Annotated in this window: 18 protein-coding genes; 4 read left to right on the top strand and 14 right to left on the bottom strand. The window is 46.8% G+C overall.

Annotated features, from left to right (window positions below; genetic code table 11):
• Positions 1-280: 280 nt before the first annotated feature.
• The 3 genes from G8759_RS22230 to G8759_RS22220 all read right to left on the bottom strand — a co-directional run bounded on the left by G8759_RS22230 (position 281) and on the right by G8759_RS22220 (position 6,028).
• Positions 281-3,061, bottom strand: coding sequence for an autotransporter outer membrane beta-barrel domain-containing protein (locus tag G8759_RS22230; protein WP_167212621.1), 2,781 nt, complete (start codon positions 3,059-3,061; stop codon positions 281-283).
• A gap of 316 nt (positions 3,062-3,377) precedes the next feature.
• Complete coding sequence (locus tag G8759_RS22225; protein ID WP_167212618.1) at positions 3,378-4,637, bottom strand: hypothetical protein; 1,260 nt, start codon at positions 4,635-4,637, stop codon at positions 3,378-3,380.
• Complete coding sequence (locus tag G8759_RS22220) at positions 4,592-6,028, bottom strand: hypothetical protein (RefSeq protein WP_167212615.1); 1,437 nt, start codon at positions 6,026-6,028, stop codon at positions 4,592-4,594. Before G8759_RS22220 ends, G8759_RS22225 begins: the two co-directional genes overlap by 46 nt.
• 343 nt (positions 6,029-6,371) lie before the next feature.
• On the opposite strand from G8759_RS22220, the gene G8759_RS22215 reads away from it, so the two are divergent.
• Complete coding sequence (locus G8759_RS22215; RefSeq protein WP_167212612.1) at positions 6,372-7,259, top strand: universal stress protein; 888 nt, start codon at positions 6,372-6,374, stop codon at positions 7,257-7,259.
• Between the two features lie 68 nt (positions 7,260-7,327).
• On the opposite strand, the gene G8759_RS22210 is transcribed toward G8759_RS22215, so the two are convergent.
• The 3 genes from G8759_RS22210 to G8759_RS22200 all read right to left on the bottom strand — a co-directional run bounded on the left by G8759_RS22210 (position 7,328) and on the right by G8759_RS22200 (position 9,299).
• Positions 7,328-7,726, bottom strand: a complete 399-nt coding sequence (locus tag G8759_RS22210) for a hypothetical protein (RefSeq protein ID WP_167212609.1) — start codon at positions 7,724-7,726, stop codon at positions 7,328-7,330.
• Between the two features lie 12 nt (positions 7,727-7,738).
• Positions 7,739-8,629, bottom strand: a complete 891-nt coding sequence (locus G8759_RS22205; RefSeq protein WP_167212607.1) for a universal stress protein — start codon at positions 8,627-8,629, stop codon at positions 7,739-7,741.
• A gap of 169 nt (positions 8,630-8,798) precedes the next feature.
• Complete coding sequence (locus G8759_RS22200; protein WP_167212603.1) at positions 8,799-9,299, bottom strand: hypothetical protein; 501 nt, start codon at positions 9,297-9,299, stop codon at positions 8,799-8,801.
• A 200-nt stretch (positions 9,300-9,499) separates the two neighbouring features.
• On the opposite strand from G8759_RS22200, the gene G8759_RS22195 reads away from it, so the two are divergent.
• Entirely contained in the window at positions 9,500-10,327 is an 828-nt protein-coding gene (locus G8759_RS22195) for a universal stress protein (protein ID WP_167212600.1), read from the top strand.
• A 126-nt stretch (positions 10,328-10,453) separates the two neighbouring features.
• Here the strand turns inward: G8759_RS22195 and G8759_RS22190 are convergent, their stop codons facing one another.
• Positions 10,454-10,669, bottom strand: coding sequence for a YgaP family membrane protein (locus G8759_RS22190; RefSeq protein WP_167212597.1), 216 nt, complete (start codon positions 10,667-10,669; stop codon positions 10,454-10,456).
• Between the two features lie 42 nt (positions 10,670-10,711).
• Positions 10,712-11,578, bottom strand: coding sequence for a universal stress protein (locus G8759_RS22185; protein ID WP_167212594.1), 867 nt, complete (start codon positions 11,576-11,578; stop codon positions 10,712-10,714).
• A gap of 258 nt (positions 11,579-11,836) precedes the next feature.
• Here G8759_RS22185 and G8759_RS22180 point away from each other — a divergent pair, with 258 nt between their 5' ends.
• Positions 11,837-12,454, top strand: a complete 618-nt coding sequence (locus G8759_RS22180; protein WP_167212591.1) for an NAD(P)H-dependent oxidoreductase — start codon at positions 11,837-11,839, stop codon at positions 12,452-12,454.
• Here G8759_RS22180 and G8759_RS22175 read toward each other — a convergent pair.
• From G8759_RS22175 to G8759_RS22155, 5 genes are all read right to left on the bottom strand, one after another.
• On the bottom strand, positions 12,413-13,441 hold the full coding sequence (locus G8759_RS22175) for a zinc-dependent alcohol dehydrogenase family protein (RefSeq protein ID WP_167212588.1): 1,029 nt from the start codon (positions 13,439-13,441) through the stop codon (positions 12,413-12,415). The two genes, G8759_RS22180 and G8759_RS22175, sit on opposite strands and share 42 nt — an antisense overlap.
• 20 nt (positions 13,442-13,461) lie before the next feature.
• Positions 13,462-13,842 (bottom strand): spore germination protein GerW family protein, encoded by a 381-nt coding sequence (locus G8759_RS22170; protein ID WP_167212585.1) that lies wholly within the window; start codon positions 13,840-13,842, stop codon positions 13,462-13,464.
• Positions 13,843-13,961: 119 nt separating this feature from the next.
• On the bottom strand, positions 13,962-15,083 hold the full coding sequence (locus G8759_RS22165) for a DUF6544 family protein (protein WP_167212582.1): 1,122 nt from the start codon (positions 15,081-15,083) through the stop codon (positions 13,962-13,964).
• Positions 15,084-15,097: 14 nt separating this feature from the next.
• Positions 15,098-15,793 (bottom strand): hypothetical protein, encoded by a 696-nt coding sequence (locus tag G8759_RS22160; RefSeq protein ID WP_167212579.1) that lies wholly within the window; start codon positions 15,791-15,793, stop codon positions 15,098-15,100.
• Between the two features lie 14 nt (positions 15,794-15,807).
• Positions 15,808-16,797 carry a 2-hydroxyacid dehydrogenase gene (locus G8759_RS22155; protein WP_167212576.1) on the bottom strand — a complete coding sequence of 330 codons (990 nt, stop codon included), beginning with the start codon at positions 16,795-16,797 and terminating at the stop codon, positions 15,808-15,810.
• A gap of 214 nt (positions 16,798-17,011) precedes the next feature.
• Between G8759_RS22155 and G8759_RS22150 the strand changes: the two genes are divergently transcribed.
• Positions 17,012-17,668 carry a BON domain-containing protein gene (locus G8759_RS22150; RefSeq protein WP_167212573.1) on the top strand — a complete coding sequence of 219 codons (657 nt, stop codon included), beginning with the start codon at positions 17,012-17,014 and terminating at the stop codon, positions 17,666-17,668.
• 236 nt (positions 17,669-17,904) lie between these two features.
• Here the strand turns inward: G8759_RS22150 and G8759_RS22145 are convergent, their stop codons facing one another.
• A complete protein-coding gene (locus tag G8759_RS22145) occupies positions 17,905-18,384 on the bottom strand; it encodes a pyridoxamine 5'-phosphate oxidase family protein (protein WP_167212571.1) in 480 nt (159 codons plus the stop codon).
• Positions 18,385-18,460: the final 76 nt, after the last annotated feature.

Raw genomic sequence — 18,460 nt, 5'->3', positions numbered from 1 at the left:
AATAAGTTATGAATAGGCACTTCCTCTAGGTGGAGTGGTCGACCGAAGGCTCAGGAAACGATAGCTTTTCAGTGTCGTTAGTCAGATGATAGTTTGATTGGGCTAAGAATGCCGTATCAGATACGCATAAATTTCTCCGCCACAGTAAGATAAAATTGGGTGGAAACACTGACCAGAATCAGCTAAAAAGCAATACCTGGCTTGAAAAGTCGCCTAAAATAAGAACACTACTTAATGTGACTAAGGCTTTCGTACGAAAGCCTTAGTCACTCCATTTTATTTAATTTTGAATGATTTTTACAGATTTGAGTTGGGTGGCAGTTATCGCCTGAAGTATTAATACTCCCGACGGAGCCTTAGTAACATGAAAATTTTGTACTTCCTCGACTCCTGCCTGCTCAATATGTCGGATTTCGATCAATTGCCCCTTTAAATCACTTAACCTGAGTTGCAGGTACTGATTATCCGCCCCCTGAATCAAAACGCTCAAGTTCTCCTGTATTGGATTTCCCAGTACGGATAAAATTAAGTCTGTAGAGGCTTCCTGTGCGCCCAATCGCGCCCGTCCGCAGGTAGCTTTTAGATCCCAGCTATACGTAGTTGTTACGCCCCCCTGGCGGGCTTGCAGCGTAAAAGGCTGTACATCCCCCGCCGTGCGGCTCTCTTTGTCAACGAACTGGTCTGGATTGATTGTCCAGTCAGTGATGCCCGGAACAGCCCGGAATTCGATGGGTGAACCATCCCCCCCACGGGTGTTGAAGTGGATGGCTCCCGTCGAACAATTATAAGTTGGAGCTACCAAAATCAGGGGGCTCACAGGTGGGTTAGTGGTCGCACAAAATAACTGGAAGTCAAATAGATAAGTAGACCGCTGGCCACGCTGTTCCGCCTGAATCAATATGGGTTTAGGGTCAGCTCTTAGCTCTGCCTCAACGATACCGGTATTGCTGGTGGGCGTGGAGCGGGCAATACCCGGAGCGGTGAAGGTGATGGGCGATCCGTCGCCCCCACTGGTGTTAAAAGTAATCGCACCACTCTGACAATCATAGGTGGGCTGCGTTAAGCTCAATGTGGTAGCCGGATTAGAGCTGGTAACGATGATCTTAAAGGTGGTGATGACAGGCTGGTCGGGGAAAGCGGCCGTGCTGGCATTAATTGCGACAGTGTACACTCCTACTAAGTTGGGGACGCCTTGAATAACTTGAACCGGACTGCCACTACCGATCATGGGTTTGGCAAAGACGTATAAGCCAGGGGGTAATCCATTGACCTGAAAATTCCAGCCTGAGGAGTAATTGGGGATATACGGGGTGGGATCGGCGAAGTAAAGTCCGACGGCAAAGCCACTGCCGGGCAGGGGTTGGTTGAGAACAAAGTGCTGGTCGGGGATGGGCTGGAGCAACACTGGAGGTTTTGGGGTAGGATTAGTGGAAGTACAGACTGCTTTGAGGTCAAAGGGATAGGTCACACTGTAGCCGTTTTGGTAGGCGGTTATGGGAATCGTTTTGGGGTCATTACGCAATTCGACTTCGACCACACCGAAGTTATCGGTTGGATTTGCTCGGGTAATACCGGGTGCCGAGAAGGTGACAGCTGAGCCATCGCCCCCGCTGGTGTTAAAGCGAATGGCTCCACTCTGACAATTATAGGTAGGGGCCAAAAGCATGAGAGCTTGTGGGGAAGGAGGTGATTCTAGTTTGACAACCCAAATATCGGAGCTGCCTTGATTGCCTATCACATCGCCATCAGCAGAATCACTTGTACCGGCTATTGCGAAGCCACCATCCTTGTTCGGGATAATGGCACGTGTCTCATCCATTCCACTACCACCCAATGCTTTTTGCCAAATAAGATTTCCGTTGTTGTTAAGCCCGGCTAGCCAGATATCACTCGCACCGTGATTGCCATTCACATCACCATTATAAGAATTCGTTGTCCCTGCTACTAAATAATTCCCATCACCCATAATGGTTAGGGCATTGACATTATCGCTGTTATTACCGCCCAGTGTTTTTTGCCAAATAATCTCTCCCGTACCAGTGAGCTTAAGAACCCAGGCATCCCCGCCCCCGTGGTTGCTACTGACATCGCCATTTGTAGATTGTGTATAGCCACCCACTAAATACCCCCCATCAGGTGTTGAGTTAATGCTATTGGCGTAATCCAGTCCGCTTCCGCCAAAAAACTTATACCAAACGACATACCCCTGGCTATTAAGTTTGCTAACCCAGGCGTCATACGAATCATAGGTATTATGATTTGTGGTATGGTCACTATTGCCGGTCACAGTTTCCGTTTGTAAGGTAGGAGATGAGGTTTTTCCGACCACGACACAACCTCCATCGTCGGTTGCTGTTAGGGCATATAGTAAATCATCGCCATGATCACCCCCAAAATGGTGAACCCACTGGATCTCACCCGCATTTGAGAGTTTAAGCACATAGAAGAAATTAGCCGTTTTAATGCCCTGAAAATAAAGATAGCCCGCGATAAGAAAACCTCCGTCCTTGACAGTCGTTATCGAAGTAGCATATAAACCTCTAGACTCTCCTTTGCCTTGTTTCCAAACAATTTCACCAGAGCTATTGAGTTTAAAAGCCCAGATATAATAAAATGGAAAATTACTGTACTGAAAGAGCCCTTTCATGTCGTCATCCGTTGACGTCGTAACGCCTGTCAGAACGTAGCCTCCATCGGTACTTGCCGTTATACCACGAGCAATATCGTCGCCAGATCCACCGAATGTCTTTTTCCAAATTATACTTCCCGTACTCGTTAACTTAACGACAAAAATATCATGTGCACCGCCATGATTATTTTCTACATCTCCATCTGTTGAAGCAGTCGATCCGACAACAATATAGCCACCATCGGCCGTAGCCAGAATCGCTGTTGCTGAATCTGTTTTCGATCCCCCAAGGTTTTTTTGCCATTGAACGTCTTGCGCCAGAGTGCTAGTTAAACTGGTCAGCCATAGCATAAAAAACAAGAGAACCGAATTGGGTACCAAGCTGGATAAATTAAAAACCAATGGAAAGGGAAATTGTATATGAGTCTTCATAGTAGCAAAATTTACAATAAATGGAAGTGAGAAAAATGGTAGTGAAACACACTATTTTTATGCAGGACACTTACTTATTTAAATTTGAAGAAATTAGTAAACCTGTTACTGTTCAAATAAATAACTCAGTGTTAACCAAGTATCAGGAAGAGATCAACTTTTAGATGTCACCGCATGTGAATTAGTTTTACTAAGATCAACAGGCTGAATAGCAGAAAAACTGATACCTATCACGCACCTAGTTGATTGTATTCAGTTCGGGCTTCAATCAACCACATTTTTACAGTAAATGCCAGACGGAAATTATTGGCATATCTTATGGTTTTATCAACTTAAAGACCTTGTGTTCCTTTTCAGAAATGATATCAAGCAGGCACAGGTTGCCTGTGAAAACCACCGGTATAGTAACCCGTTCAATTGGACTTGCTTTTGGAATTAGGTGCTGATGAATTCGTCGACCATTTTGGTCCATCAACATTATTTGAACCGATTGGCCAGCAACCCCGCTTACCTCAACTGTTGCGGATTGACCCTCCACAGGATTACCGAGTACAACAACATTCAGACTTGCCTTTTGTACTTCCTGTGCGCCCAATCGCGCCCGTCCGCAGGTAGCTTTTAGATCCCAGCTATACGTAGTTGTTACGCCCCCCTGGCGGGCTTGCAGCGTAAAAGGCTGTACATCCCCCGCCGTGCGGCTCTCTTTGTCAACGAACTGGTCTGGATTGATTGTCCAGTCAGTGATGCCCGGAACAGCCCGGAATTCGATGGGTGAACCATCCCCCCCACGGGTGTTGAAGTGGATGGCTCCCGTCGAACAATTATAAGTTGGAGCTACCAAAATCAGGGGGCTCACAGGTGGGTTAGTGGTCGCACAAAATAACTGGAAGTCAAATAGATAAGTAGACCGCTGGCCACGCTGTTCCGCCTGAATCAATATGGGTTTAGGGTCAGCTCTTAGCTCTGCCTCAACGATACCGGTATTGCTGGTGGGCGTGGAGCGGGCAATACCCGGAGCGGTGAAGGTGATGGGCGATCCGTCGCCCCCACTGGTGTTAAAAGTAATCGCACCACTCTGACAATCATAGGTGGGCTGCGTTAAGCTCAATGTGGTAGCCGGATTAGAGCTGGTAACGATGATCTTAAAGGTGGTGATGACAGGCTGGTCGGGGAAAGCGGCCGTGCTGGCATTAATTGCGACAGTGTACACTCCTACTAAGTTGGGGACGCCTTGAATAACTTGAACCGGACTGCCACTACCGATCATGGGTTTGGCAAAGACGTATAAGCCAGGGGGTAATCCATTGACCTGAAAATTCCAGCCTGAGGAGTAATTGGGGATATACGGGGTGGGATCGGCGAAGTAAAGTCCGACGGCAAAGCCACTGCCGGGCAGGGGTTGGTTGAGAACAAAGTGCTGGTCGGGAATGGGCTGGAGCAACACTGGAGGTTTTGGGGTAGGATTAGTGGAAGTACAGACTGCTTTGAGGTCAAAGGGATAGGTCACACTGTAGCCGTTTTGGTAGGCGGTTATGGGAATCGTTTTGGGGTCATTACGCAATTCGACTTCGACCACACCGAAGTTATCGGTTGGATTTGCTCGGGTAATACCTGGTGCCGAGAAGGTGACAGCTGAGCCATCCCCCCGCTGGTGTTAAAGCGAATGGCTCCACTCTGACAATTATAGGTAGGGGCCAGCAGCGTTAACTGGGAAGGGTGGATAACTATCCCATAATCACTACTTTGAACAACTGGCTTGCTGCTTACAATTCTAACTTTGCACAATTGGCTACTAGTGAACATAGGTAGTAACCCTGTTAGCGTTGCTCCTTGAGTACCCGCGACAGTTTGCAAAACAAATGTGTTATTTCGTTCATCGACTATATGTAGAGAAAAAGTATTGCCTTGTTCGAAAGTCCCTTCTGTTGAAAATGAAACAGTAATGGGATCATTTGCGTTAAAATTACCGGCATTCAGGCTGGTAATTTGAATAGCTGGTGTTTCGGCCGGAAATTGAAGAATTGCGTTGTAAACAGAATTAGCTCCATTTTGAAAGTAGGCATTCTGTACCTCATACAAGGGCATCCACTTATATACCACAACTGAATTGTAGGTAGCTTTTATTAGAAAATTCGAATAGCGCATGGTCCAGGGATAGCCGCTGGTTGAAGGCTGGAAAGGATTTGTTCCAAAGACATAGGTCCCAAACGGTGTGGTCGTATACCGTAGAACTGGCGTTGGATTTACCGAATACGAAAACCAATCTACCGGATACACTTCCAGCAACGCTCCTTCCAAAGGCTTACCTTGAGCGTCAACCGCCGTTAGGTTGATCGCCCTGGGAAACGGTTTGATGATCCACTGGTCACCAACAATAGGGCCATCAGCTGTTGAATTTAATAAATGGGTAGTGTATTCATCCCAGACGATATTGCCATATGGAAAATTCATGATGGAATTGACCGGCTCAAAGGTCTGTCCGTTGACGGGGTTCTTAACCCCTTCCACTCTCGTTCCATAGATGTCAACAGCTCCCCTGGCATGGCCAAACTCATGGGTTAACCCATCCGTGGCACCTGGCCCAAAAGGCCCACTGGCAAAATCAGTACTCCAGGGCCAGCTATGGTAGATGGTTTGATAATTGCCGTACCAGCCACCTCCAACCGTGGGTTCTGTAAATTTGCCATCAATCACAACACAGTATTGATAGTTAGGGTGCGCTCGAAAGGCTTCAGCCTGGGCCGGTCCGTTAAACACATAAATTGAATCAACCTCGAAATTATAGATGCCATTAAAGTTACTGGCACTGTTAATGTTTGCGTTGACAGTTGCCATCTGGTCCCTAACAATCTGGCTAATCGGCTTCTTGAGCATCGTTTGATAAAAATCAGCGGTTTGCTTTTCGACTGCCACCACCACGCTGAATTTCCAGACTGGTTTAGCATACAGGGCCAGGCTAAACCCCATTAGTAACAATGACAGCCAAGCCCTTTTTGAATATTGAGGTAAAAAAGATTTCATACGAAGCTCATTTAGTTTGATTCAGATTCTCAGCAAAACAAGTGAAGGATACGATGAAGGGGCATGATGGCTGTGGGTCTGTAAACTGATCCTGGTAAATCAATCTTGTGATGTGGATCAGTTGATTAACAGACATTTCTCAGGGATAACATTAGGCTTAGCTACCAACTTTACCCCTAAATTTTCTAGCGCAGGATTGTCATTCCTTTCTAGTCCAGTTGTTGGTAATCGGTTTTTCTCTGTCTGGAAATTTTTACCATGTTCTCGTCGTCTCAACTTTTAATCGATCATGAAGAAAATCATATTCCCGACGGACTTTTCCAGAGAGGCAGTTCAGGCACTGCCGATTGCGTCGCAATTGGCCCGGCAATTGGCAGCAACATTGCATTTAATTCATGTATTGCCCCCAACACCAGCGGGCTTTAGCCCATTCCTTCTGGATGCAGACACACAATACCTTCAGACGATGGGCGAGGTTGAACAACTGTTTGATGCTGTTCTGCAGCTTCCCTGTCTACAAAATCTAATGGTGCAGACGCATGTGGTGTTTGGGAGCGATCCGACTGATCTGCTGGAAGATGCCCGGTTTGCCGATGCAGACTTACTGATCGTGGCCTCCACCGGGGCCAGCGGCTGGAAAGAAGTGCTGACGGGATCGAACGCCGAACACCTGATCCGACGCGCCAGAATGCCCATTCTGGTTTTAAAAAATCCATCCCCTTATTTATCGGTTAAAACGATTGTGTTTGCCTCAGACTTCGAAGGCCACTATGATACTTCTGTAGATCTAGTACAAACTCTGCTTGATGGGTTTGATTACCCAACAGTGCATCTTCTATTTGTCAATACGCTTAGCCACTTTATCCCCTCCTCAAAGATTAAACCGCGCATGGAAACCTTTGCTGCCCGGTATTGTTTAGGCGGCAGTATTCTGAACCAGTTGGATGAATTTGATGTAGAAGCAGCCCTGTTGGCTTTTGCTCGGGAGAAAAAAGCGGATTTGATTGTATTGGGTACGCACGGCTGGCGAGGCCTTCGTCATTTATTACAAGGAAGCCTGGCCGAAGATGTAGCGAACCATGCACCTATCCCAGTCTTGATCTTACCGCTTCGATGGCAACCAAAAACGAAGGTAGAATCGGATACCGATACTTCAATTATTCAGCCCGAATCCTGATGGTCATACAATAAAGCTGGCTTACCAAAAAGTGGTAAGCCAGCTTTATTGTATAGGAACGGTTACCGTCAGAATGTAGGCTGAGCGGTTACGTATTGACGTATTTCGGTTTTAAATATTCGAAAATCGGCCTGAAAACTATCCATTTCCTCGCGCAGATACTGGTGATTCAACCGGGTATCTGTATCCAGAACATGATTGATGCATACCCTAGTCGCCATTTGTTTGTCAAGATTCTGTATTTCCTCCAGTAAACGCTTGACTAACCGGCGAAAATGGTGCAGCCGGCCTAGTTCTGTTTTCCTTGTATCGTCGTGGGTCGAGGTGACTGCATCAATGTCCACATCCAGGGAGATTAACAGATCTTCCCAAAAATTTACTTCGTGCAGGGCAATTTCCAGATCATTACACCAGATGCGATTTAAAATATGCACCGCAGTAAGTAAACCATATTTTTCGGATTTCATAAGCAGGCTCATTTAGAGATAGGTAGCAAAAGGAATCTGTTCGATAGACGATGATTCCGTTGGCTGAGTGTCAAGAATCTCTTCGTCGTAAAGAGCCAACAGCGGAACTGTAGGACGGAACGCAATGGTACGAGTGATACTTTTGTGAGCAAGCACATCAAAAATACGCTTATGATGCGGCAGCGTAACCAGTAAATCAACCGTATGCGTTAGCAAATACGTGTTTATTCCATGCAGCACATTGTCGTCATGAATGATATAGGTAGCCGTCAATACGTTCTCTAAAGCACATAGCACATACTGACGGCTTGAATCCGATACGTGCGTTTCGGGCTGCCCTGGATTGTCAATGGTAAGCAACGTTATTAGAGCTGCTTTCCGACTGGCTATGTCGATCAACATACCTAATGAGACAGTGTCATTGATACATCGATAGTCGGTAGCCAATACAAGTTGTTCAACTGGTCGGATTGGGGCTGAGATAGGCACAACCAGCGTATTGGTTTTGGCTTTTCGAATGACGTCGGTAGCCACGCTGCCCAGTAATTCACTCCAACCCGTACCAGTTGCTCCCATCACCACTAAATCAAACTGTTCATTCTCTTTGGTCAGTAACTGATTTAGGATTTCAACGGGCTCGCCCATTCTTGCTAGCGTACGATAGGTATGATAAATGGGTTCAGATGGCTGCGTCATCTCCAGACGAAGTTCCTCCAGAGACATGACCCCAATTTTCCAGCGTTCGCCAATGAGCATAGTGCCTGTATACTCTATATCTGGCTCGATCGGGCAGGCGTAAAGAAGGCAGAAATCAACAGCCGTATCGGCAAAAAGAGCTTGGGTATAGGAAATGGCATGCCGGGAAGCATCCGAGAAATCAGTTAGTAACAGAATTTTGTACATGACAGGAAATAATGGTTGAGATGTAAGAATGAGCTGAATTCGAGATTCTGATTACTGGGAAAAGACCGCAACAAACGTAAAAAGAGAGAAATAGGGGTCACGGTCGTAGCGTTATTTACGATTAAGCGAAACAAGAAAGCTTATTGAGATGGCACACCTCCGCTACCTGTCAATCAACAGGTAAAAGCACTCGTCCGGATTTGCGGATTTTTCGGATAGGCTTCGGATTTTGCGATTGAAAAAGTTGATAAAAGGCCATGGCAAATAGCAGTGAGGATGGAAAAGCAGAACCAAATCCAAGGGGAGCGATAGCAACGCAGAAAACCAGACCACCCAGACAGCCCAGTCGAAACCAGTCCCCTTTCATAAACATCGAAAAGGCAATCAGAATCTGGCCAATGCCAATACTGAGCACAATTGGCGTCGTGAAGGAATCGAAAGGGCCAAGAATAAATCGACTATACATAGGTACAGCATAATCGGCATAGCTTTGATAGACCCACGGCGTTTCAAGCGCGTTTCGAATGTTAACAAACGCAGCCAGACTAAAAAGCAGAAAGAAAAGCACTCGGGTAATAGCTGGCCAACGATAACTACCGATCAGTTGCGTGACCGAAAAGATGTTCACAACCACATAGGCGATGGTCAGAAGTGTGTCCAGTGTGTCCATGATTGATGAGGGTTATAAATTGTTGTCCAAACCTTACATAGGTTTTAAACTGGACCAAAACTACACCTGGACCAGGTAAAGGTCTCTGAAGCTGTGTCAGCTTGAAGTATGATATAAATCAGTGAATTAGGAAGTAGGCATCAGAGTTGGAGAGGACAAAAATCGAGTCCTTTGCCTTTGTCATTAAAACCTACCTGCGTATGAATACGATTGTTGTTCCAACCGATCTGGGTCCTGAAACCGATATTGCGTTGTCGGTGGCCGTTGATCTTGCCAGGACGTATCGTTCTACGATACTCCTTCTGCATTCCGTGGTTTATCCGATACCTATGCCTATCTATGCGGAAGCTACAACGACTACTGTTGGTCGAACTGTAGAGGATTATCAGGAAATTGAACGGGAAGCAAAGGCAAGGCTGGAGCAGTTCGCTGCTAATAGCCAATACAAGAACGTTACTATTGTTCCCACGTTATTGACAAATGGACAAGGCTTGATTCACAATGTCACGGATGCCCCTGCCGATCTGATTGTCATGACCTCAGAAGGAGCATCCGGCCTGGAAGAGTGGCTGGTTGGTTCAAACGCCGAAAGTATTGTGCGGTTTGCGCACTGCCCGGTACTCATCCTAAAGAAGCCCATATCGCATTTTCAACCCGAAAATATTGTGTATGCCATAGATGTAGATGACCGTCTAAAGGCTGATCGACATTATCCTTTTCAAATGGGTGAACACGGCCTTCGCCAGTTTCTATACGTATTGACGCCAACCGATAGCCGGGTTCCCGAAGGTATACGCGACTGGGTCAATGGGTATGCTACTGGCAAAGGAATTACTGAATTTACCTGTACAATACGGAAGGCGAAAGATGTGCCGGAAGGAATTATCGACTATGCTGACGAAGTAAATGCCGATCTGATTGTTTTATTCACTCATGGTTATAAAGGACTACGGCACTTTTTGTCGGGGAGTGTGGCCGAAGATGTGCTCAACCACACAGCCAGACCGGTGTTGGTTATGCGTGTGTAAGTGAGTAAAAGGAATTCTTCCAATTAAATAGTCAACAAAGTTTGCTTTCAGATACGCCATAAGGGTGGGTTTATTTTCCCGCCCTTTTTGTCGTATCACTACTCATATCATACATGCATTTCTCCATTAATTCGAGCGTTTTCGAACCCGATTCGTTCGAATACCAAATGGCAGATACAGCGGACAAATCCGAACCAGACTGGTTAAAATAAACACACCGGCCAGCACTAACCCGGCAATTCCCCAGGCGCCGATTAGGGTTCCGGTGGCAAACAGGCCAATTAAACCAATAGCAACTGCAAGACGGATAATCCGATCGGCGGTACCCATGTTATTTTTCATGACAATACTAGTTTAGGGATGATAAAGGGGAGTTAGTTTACATCAAAGCAGGACTTCGCCCTTAACGCTACGTTCTACAATACCCGTTAGTGATTGGTCCGGATCGGCCAGCACTGCCAGTGGAATTAGAGGCTTATTGGCTAATTGATGTGTTAGACTACGACGAAGCAGGACGTCAAGTAGTGAACGATGATGGCATGTGACAATCAGCAGATCTACGTTATGTGAGTCGATATAATCCTCAATGCCAGACCGAAGGCCAATGTGTGACTCAATGGCTTCGTTGATAGTAAGGTCTGTAAATGGAGCTTGATACGCATCCCGTATGGATTTTTCGGGAGCTACTTGTAGCGTCTTTTTGGCCAGAATGGTTAGAAAGGTGAGTTCGGCATGATGAATCCCTACTAATGCGTGCAGCGAATTGACTGCACCGGTTCCAAGTGGCTGATAATCGGTAGCAAACAGAACATTCAGCAGTGGTGTATCTGGCTGTGAAGAGAATGGGACAATCAGAACATTGCACCGGTTAAGCCGAATAAGGGCTGTTGCTAGGTTGCCAAATGCATTGGCCTTGCTGGTTCCCGTTGTTCCAACAATCACCCAATCGAAAGATTCGTTTTGCAGCATAAGGGTAATGGCCGCTTTAGGTGCCATAGCCATAACAACCACCCGAAACGTATGCTGAACGAGTCCATTTCCACTGAATAGTTTTTCTCCCAATGCACGTAAATCCGCTTCAGTCTGCAAGTTCAAATTAGTTGATTGATGCCCGCGATTGAGTACCGCTGATTTGTCTGTGGCGTTTAGCAGCACAAACTCGACAGAAATATTGGCGAAGTAACGAATCGCACATCGAATCGCGTTTTTTGAGGTTTCCGAGAAATCGGTTGGGAGCAGTATCTTCTTCATAAAAACTGGCTATTTAGTTTTAGAACAAACTAACCCCGTTTACTCCTCGTCTACCATGACAGGGGTTAGTTGCTTGTCTGATTCAGCGCATAGTCGTTATGATTTCTACCAAAATCCAGAAAACCAGTGACTCTGATGTCAAATCTATTTATTCACAATCAGCTTGTAAGCTGACATTTATCAAGATTGTTCGTATCGAGCGATCGTAATTTTAGGTCGTAAAATGAAGCCGTTCTACTTATCTGTCGATTTAAGGTTATGAAGATTTATTTATTATTAGCTCATCCCGATAAAAACTCATTCAATGGTCAAATCGCGGATGCCTACTACACATCTGCCATTGAAAAAGGGCACACCGTTCGCTATCAGAAATTAGCTGAGATGACATTTGATCCTATACTCAGGAAAGGCTATCAAGTAGAACAGACGCTAGAGTCAGATCTGATTGCCGCCCAGCAGAACATACTTTGGTGCGACAAATGGGTTATTATTTATCCAGTCTGGTGGGGGAATTTGCCCGCCTTACTAAAAGGATTTATCGATAGAACGTTGACACCTGGATTTGCCTTCAACTATCACGATAAGGATCCTTTCTGGGACAAGTTGCTGAAAGGCAGAACGGCTGAGTTGATTGCGACCAGCGACGCTCCAGGCTGGTGGATCTGGTGGCAATATAGAAACAGTGACGTTCATGCCCTTAAACATGCAACGCTTAATTACTGTGGGTTTGAACACATAAGCGTGAGACGTATTACACGAGTACGATTTTTAAGCAAAGTACAACGGAAGCAGAAAATCAAGGAGATCTGCGACCGTATTACGCAGGCTACGGAGCTAGTCCATGACCAGCACCGTAGCTCCCCTGTTTTGCCCTAACTTAACACGCCATAATGCTTCGTTCGCCTGGGTGAGTGGATACGTCTGTAGGGTTGAATGAATTGGAATGGTGGCGGCCAAATTCAAAAAGTCCTGAACGTCGGCTCGTGTAACATTAGCCACACTGACAATCTCTTTCTCCTGCCAAAGGTGTTCAGGATAGTTCAGACGGAGCAGATACTCTTTATCCCGATCTTCCTTCCGAATCGCGTTAATTACCAGCCGACCACCCGGTTTTAGCCGACCTAGCGCTTCCACAATTGGTTTCCAGGCCGGTGTTGTGTCAATGATAGCATCAAGTAACTGGCCTGGATCATCGTCCGTATCACCCGCCCATGTAGCCCCCAACTCATTGGCGAACTGCCGCTCGGTTTCGCTCCGGGCGAAAACGTATACGGGCGAATTTGGAAATTGATGAGCCAGCAATATCAACATCAGATGTCCGGATGCGCCAAACCCCGTCAGGCCAATCCGTTGTCCATCCTGAAGGTTTGTCAGGCGTACTGATCGGTAGCCGATGGCGCCCGCACACAACAGCGGAGCAGCCTGGACATCACTCAATCCGTCTGGAATGGTATACGCAAAGTCTTCTCGAACAACCATATAATCGGCATACCCACCATTAACATCCCGGCCCGTAGCTCGAAACTGAGCACACAAATTTTCCCGCCCCGACTGGCAGAATTCGCAGTGACCACAAGCGGAAAAGATCCAGGCAACACCCACCCGGTCGCCCAATCGAAACCGGGTGGCATTCTCCCCAACGGCATCAACCGTTCCCACCACCTGATGACCGAGCACCACCGGTAGCTGGGGCGGAGTTGTTCGCCCTTCAAGTTCATCGAGTTCTGTGTGGCACACACCACAGGCCGATACGTGGACGCGAATTTCATTCAATTGCGGAACGGGTATTGGCAATTCCACCAGTGTTAACGGTTTGCTCCCCGCCTGAAAAGGACCGGTCTGAGATAAAAGCACGGCACGCATCGTATTCTTGGTTTTTCCTGTTAATTCTTTCGGCGCCTTAGTAGTTTGCCCAAAACAAAACCAAGCGCGATACCTATTGCTATGTGCCGACCAGTGCTTAGTGGTATATAACGAGTATTGGTCGTCGTAATTTCTATAACGCCCTGTGGCTGAATAGCAAGTCCACCGCCTAAACCACCACCCTCTCCCTGCTCACCATCAGACTCATCTGACGACGTTGTCTTCGGCTGAGAATGGCCTTCACCATAGCCTCCACCAAATCCAAGAATAACTTTGGCGACTGGGATAATTGTTTTATGGTCAACGACAATCGGCTCGCCGAAAACCTTTCGAACCGTCGCTTCGTTGGTTAGCCGTTCTACTAGCGATTGAACGGCTTGTTTTTTTTCTGATAAGCTCATAATCCTACTGGTTAAATCAATACGTTCAATTCGTGCAATTGGCGAATTACTCACACGACCGGGTTTCGTAATTTTATCTGGGTCGCCCCGGTAGCTGAATGAACAACGGCTCTAACGAATCAATAAAGCACCGGTCTGTTGTAGTCGATATCCGTAATTTCCCATTGGTAGTAGTTGAAATCGCCGGCAGGTAACTTCCAGATGACATCACCTTTAACGGGTATCGTAATACCATCCATTGATTTCCAGGCACGGGCCGGTATGTACCAGTCCTCCAACTGGCTCTTTGCATCGCTTCCCTTGTACCGTTTGGCGGCAACACGAACTAATCGATGCTGGTTATCAAAGGTGAAAATAGCAGATGCAGTTACTCCTTTATAACTCATAGTTGCCTGCGACTGATTATTATCAATGGGTTGCCAGGTAATGAACGGACTGAGTGCAGCCGATGGGTACCAGCACATCTCACTCAGGTAGCGTAGTAATTCTCCCTGATCCATTTTAGCGTTGGACGCATTGACGATGGGTATGAATGAAAGACCTTTTATCTGCATGTTACCTTTGCCATCGACATATGTATCAAGCCCAGCCAAGGGCAGCAGTGAGAACAACTGCACATCGGCCTTCCACACAAAGCCCGGTTTATCGACATCGATGTATTGTTCGGCTTTCGTGGGCATCCACGTACCGTTGGGACTGGTTCGCATCAATCCTCTTTGTTGAAGTCGAACGGTATGGACCAGCTCTTTTCCCACAACACCACTGGTTATCATCCATTTTTGTACAGGTGAAGGCAGGCGGCCCAACATCTCATGGGTAATGATCTGACTACCAGCAATAGGTTGATTCAGTAATTGCCGGACTTCACGATCGGCATACTTCTCAAATCGATTATGTGCACTGGTTATCCCGATCACGAACGCAATGAGTACGTTCACGATCGTCCCTGCCTTTGCTTCTGGCCAGTAAATGAAAATGAGGACTTGTGAAAGCAGCGTACTGACCAGTGCTACCGCCAGCCACCAGTCACGCTGAAGCCAGTAAGCCGTTGATGCTACTAGATAACATAAACCTGTCAGAAGCCACAGTATACCCAATAGTTTAGACATTCCTGCAGATAATGTTATCATCGACTTTCCACCCAGTTGAGTGCCAAGGTTCAGTACCCACTGGTTCACATAACCCAGCACGTGAATCATGCCGTGAATCAGTAATAGAGAAGCAAACAGGAAGCGTAACATAGCCTTTTTGATAGTTAATGGATAAATTGTTTAGTTCGGACATACCGGAATGCCCCAACACCGATGGTCATGGTGACAAAAAAACCACGGGTAGAATAACTCGGCCGGTCGGCGATAATCCGATCACCTGTTGTTTGCCAACCGGATGAGTATGGGCTTATTTGATAACCTGCCCGTAATCCCAGCAACGCTCCACCAAACGTATCTCCTTCGCCGAAAGCTGCCAACAGCCAGTCTGCTCCCAAACCAAATTGGGCATTCACGGTAGGCAACATCACCGATGATTCTTGTAAACCGGAGGACAGTAGTTCCCGTTGAGTCATGCCGACGACCGTCATGCCGGCTCCAGCCATCGGGTATAGCCAGAAGCGACGGGTGTTTACTACAATTCGTCCGAGATACAGATACCCTCCTCCACTAAATGGGGAAGCGTAAAAGCCGGGGGTACTGATGCTTCGTTGAGCCATGCCATAGCCACCTCCTCCCAGAATATACTTATCCAGTCGGGCGTACCCTTCGCCACCCATATAAACAAAATCGTTTCTAGAGGAGGCTGGTTGTGTTGGGGTGAATTGCGCCAGGGTTTGCCCAATCTGATGCAAATTCCCATAGCCCAGTCGAAAGAATCCTGCGCCCCCGTATAAGCTCGTGTTTTGCGCTAAAGCGGAAGTGTAGGTTATAAATAAGAAAATACAGAAGAGTTGTTTCATGGCAGTTTTTCGGTTTAACACATCGACGCTTTGGTGACCATGATCATTTGCTGACTATCGTAGAAGGTGAATTGGTTGAGTAAGTTTCGCGCCATCTGCTGGAGCGCTTCTTCGGTCAGGAATCCCTGGTGCGCCGTTAGTAGCACTTTGGGGTGGTTTCGCAACTGATTTAGGATGTCGTCTGCAATTGATTTGCGGGAATAATCGTAATGAAAATAGGCCCGTTCCTGCTCATACACATCAGCTGCATAACCTGCCAGTTTCCCGGCATCTAAGGCATCCAGAACGGCTTTCGCATCAACTAACCGCCCTCGAGCGGTATTGACAAGCACTGTGCTGGGTTTGAGGGCTGCTATAGTTTGTGGGTTGATGATATGATCGGTGAGCTGTGTTAGCGGGCAATGGAGAGATAAAATGTCGGATTGCGCCAGCAGGTCAGATAATAACCGGTATTGTGCTCCCGCTTCAATCAGCTTTGGATTGTGCCGAATATCATAAATCAGTACGTTGCAGCCAAAACCCAGCATGATCCGCGCAAACACACTTCCGATACGGCCCGCGCCGATGACTCCCACTGTTTTCCCATGCAGGTCGTTGCCGATCAGCCCGTCGATCGAAAAGTTACCCAACTGTACGCGCTGGCTTGCTTCGGGCAGGTGTCGGACCAGACCTAATAATAAGGCGACTGCCTGTTCAGCTACTGAATAGGGCGAATGTCCTGGTATGTTTAGGAGCGTCAGGCCTAAATCAGCCATCGCTTCCTGATCAACGTTATCCAGGCCAACGCATCGCATGCCTACGACTGAGACTCCCTGTTGTTTTAGGATTTGCAGAACCGGACGGCTGAGATCATCATTGACAAAGGCACAAACAGCTCTGTGTCCTTTAGCCATATCTGCTGTTTGTTCCGTCAGTGCCTGCGGGATATAGGTAATCGCATGGTTTGTGTACGACGCAAACCAGGTTTGCTCAAAAGGCAGGGTACTATAAAAGGCTATATTCATGGCCAAAAAACTACGTTTTATAGAGACAAAAATGGCTTTCTTCAAGCCTACACCCTATGATATCAATCAGGAACCGGTATGACCTTTTTTAGTACTGGTAGTTACGATCAGGCATAAGCTGTTTCAGATCAGTTGATTCGCTGAAATTAATCATAGTTGATTGACAAACAGGGCTTTAGTTTTGATCTGTTTTTCAATCAAGCCAAAAACAACTATGAAAACCGACGAAACCCTACAAAAGGATGTGATGAGTGAATTACGCTGGGAGCCCGTGTTAAACGCTGCCGAAATTGGCGTTGCCGTGAAAAATGGCGTGGTTACACTAACCGGAGAAGTGAATAACTACCTGATGAAAATGGCGGCTGAACGAGCGGCCAAACGTGTAACGGGCGTTATGGTGGTTGCACAGGAAATCACCGTGAAACCCATCGATAGCGAGCAGCATGGCGATGAGCAAATTGGGCAGGCGATCATCCGTTCTTTTGGCTGGCATAGTCAGGTGCCCCAGGATTTGATTCAGGTAAAGGTGCAGCATGGATGGGTTACACTGGAAGGAGAAGTTGAGTGGAATTATCAACTGCAGGCTGCCGAACGAGCCGTCGAAACTATTTCAGGCGTTAAGGGTGTATCGAATCTGATTCGGGTTAAACCCCAGGTAATTGCACAGGACGTGAATGCGAAAATTATCGATGCACTGAAACGAAATGCGGTCGTTGAAGCCCAACAGATCAAGGTTGAAACCAATGGCAATAAAGTCACTTTGCGAGGAAAAGTTCACTCCTGGGCGGAGCGTAAAGAAGTAGAGAATGCAGCCTGGGCAGCGCCTGGCGTTATGGCGGTCGAGGATGATCTGGTCGTTACTACCTACTAATACTTTAAAAATTTGCCCAACACGCACCCCAACCGAGATTCTCGGTTGGGGTGCGTGTTGCTTTACAATCAAGGATAGCAATCAGGTCTTAGATGAAAACGGCAATAGTCATCGTTCCCAGGCTTTATCATTTATGAAGCAGTGAAGATGTATTAAGACTATTTAACTCTGATAGCCAGCGCATGAAAAAACTCTCCAAAGACTGGACGTTATGAGGGTTGTCTCTAGAAGGAGTTCTACTCCGTATAAGCTGCAGGAGCCTGATGAAAATCAAGAGAACGCTGATAGCAACGCCCTGTTTTGCTTACGATCCGAATCCGATAAACAACTGGGTAGACGACTTTTTGTCTAACTGGAGAATCCACGCCCGGATAGCCAAGTTGTTCATCGGCAAAGACCGGAATTTTGCGTTGACGCAGAAAAAATAGGGCATCATCGCGGTCCTCACCCTGCAATTCTTCATAAACTCCCTCAATAACCACACTACGCCAGATATCCGGACTGATTGTTTCGTCAATTTCGAAGGCTACCGCTGGATTTTTGTTTAGTAGTTGTGTTTTGGTGCCCTGCCGCGTAAGCCCATAAATAAAATGACCGTCATAATAATACATCACAGGCTCAATCAGAATCCGATTATCGGCGGCACAGCCAATCCGGCCGAAATACTGATTGGCCAGCATCGTCTCGATCACTTCCGAGGTTAGTTCGCTCAGCATGATGTTTGGTAGCGGGCTGTTTTAGAATGAACCGCTAACTTAAAAGTAGTAACCCACTGGCTCATACGGAATGCGG

It is taken from the genome of Spirosoma aureum (genome assembly GCF_011604685.1).
GTDB lineage: Bacteria > Bacteroidota > Bacteroidia > Cytophagales > Spirosomataceae > Spirosoma > Spirosoma aureum.
The sequence above is the reverse complement of the archived record's forward strand: the minus strand, read 5'-3'. Positions and strand labels throughout refer to the sequence as shown.

Coding starts and splice junctions, on each gene's coding strand:
- G8759_RS22230 (WP_167212621.1), bottom strand. CDS start 3,061: ATGAAGACTCATATACAATTTCCCTTTCCATTGGTTTTTAATTTATCC.
- G8759_RS22220 (WP_167212615.1), bottom strand. CDS start 6,028: ATGGGGTTTAGCCTGGCCCTGTATGCTAAACCAGTCTGGAAATTCAGC.
- G8759_RS22215 (WP_167212612.1), top strand. CDS start 6,372: ATGAAGAAAATCATATTCCCGACGGACTTTTCCAGAGAGGCAGTTCAG.
- G8759_RS22210 (WP_167212609.1), bottom strand. CDS start 7,726: ATGAAATCCGAAAAATATGGTTTACTTACTGCGGTGCATATTTTAAAT.
- G8759_RS22205 (WP_167212607.1), bottom strand. CDS start 8,629: ATGTACAAAATTCTGTTACTAACTGATTTCTCGGATGCTTCCCGGCAT.
- G8759_RS22200 (WP_167212603.1), bottom strand. CDS start 9,299: ATGGACACACTGGACACACTTCTGACCATCGCCTATGTGGTTGTGAAC.
- G8759_RS22195 (WP_167212600.1), top strand. CDS start 9,500: ATGAATACGATTGTTGTTCCAACCGATCTGGGTCCTGAAACCGATATT.
- G8759_RS22190 (WP_167212597.1), bottom strand. CDS start 10,669: ATGAAAAATAACATGGGTACCGCCGATCGGATTATCCGTCTTGCAGTT.
- G8759_RS22185 (WP_167212594.1), bottom strand. CDS start 11,578: ATGAAGAAGATACTGCTCCCAACCGATTTCTCGGAAACCTCAAAAAAC.
- G8759_RS22180 (WP_167212591.1), top strand. CDS start 11,837: ATGAAGATTTATTTATTATTAGCTCATCCCGATAAAAACTCATTCAAT.
- G8759_RS22175 (WP_167212588.1), bottom strand. CDS start 13,441: ATGCGTGCCGTGCTTTTATCTCAGACCGGTCCTTTTCAGGCGGGGAGC.
- G8759_RS22170 (WP_167212585.1), bottom strand. CDS start 13,842: ATGAGCTTATCAGAAAAAAAACAAGCCGTTCAATCGCTAGTAGAACGG.
- G8759_RS22165 (WP_167212582.1), bottom strand. CDS start 15,083: ATGTTACGCTTCCTGTTTGCTTCTCTATTACTGATTCACGGCATGATT.
- G8759_RS22160 (WP_167212579.1), bottom strand. CDS start 15,793: ATGAAACAACTCTTCTGTATTTTCTTATTTATAACCTACACTTCCGCT.
- G8759_RS22155 (WP_167212576.1), bottom strand. CDS start 16,797: ATGAATATAGCCTTTTATAGTACCCTGCCTTTTGAGCAAACCTGGTTT.
- G8759_RS22150 (WP_167212573.1), top strand. CDS start 17,012: ATGAAAACCGACGAAACCCTACAAAAGGATGTGATGAGTGAATTACGC.
- G8759_RS22145 (WP_167212571.1), bottom strand. CDS start 18,384: ATGCTGAGCGAACTAACCTCGGAAGTGATCGAGACGATGCTGGCCAAT.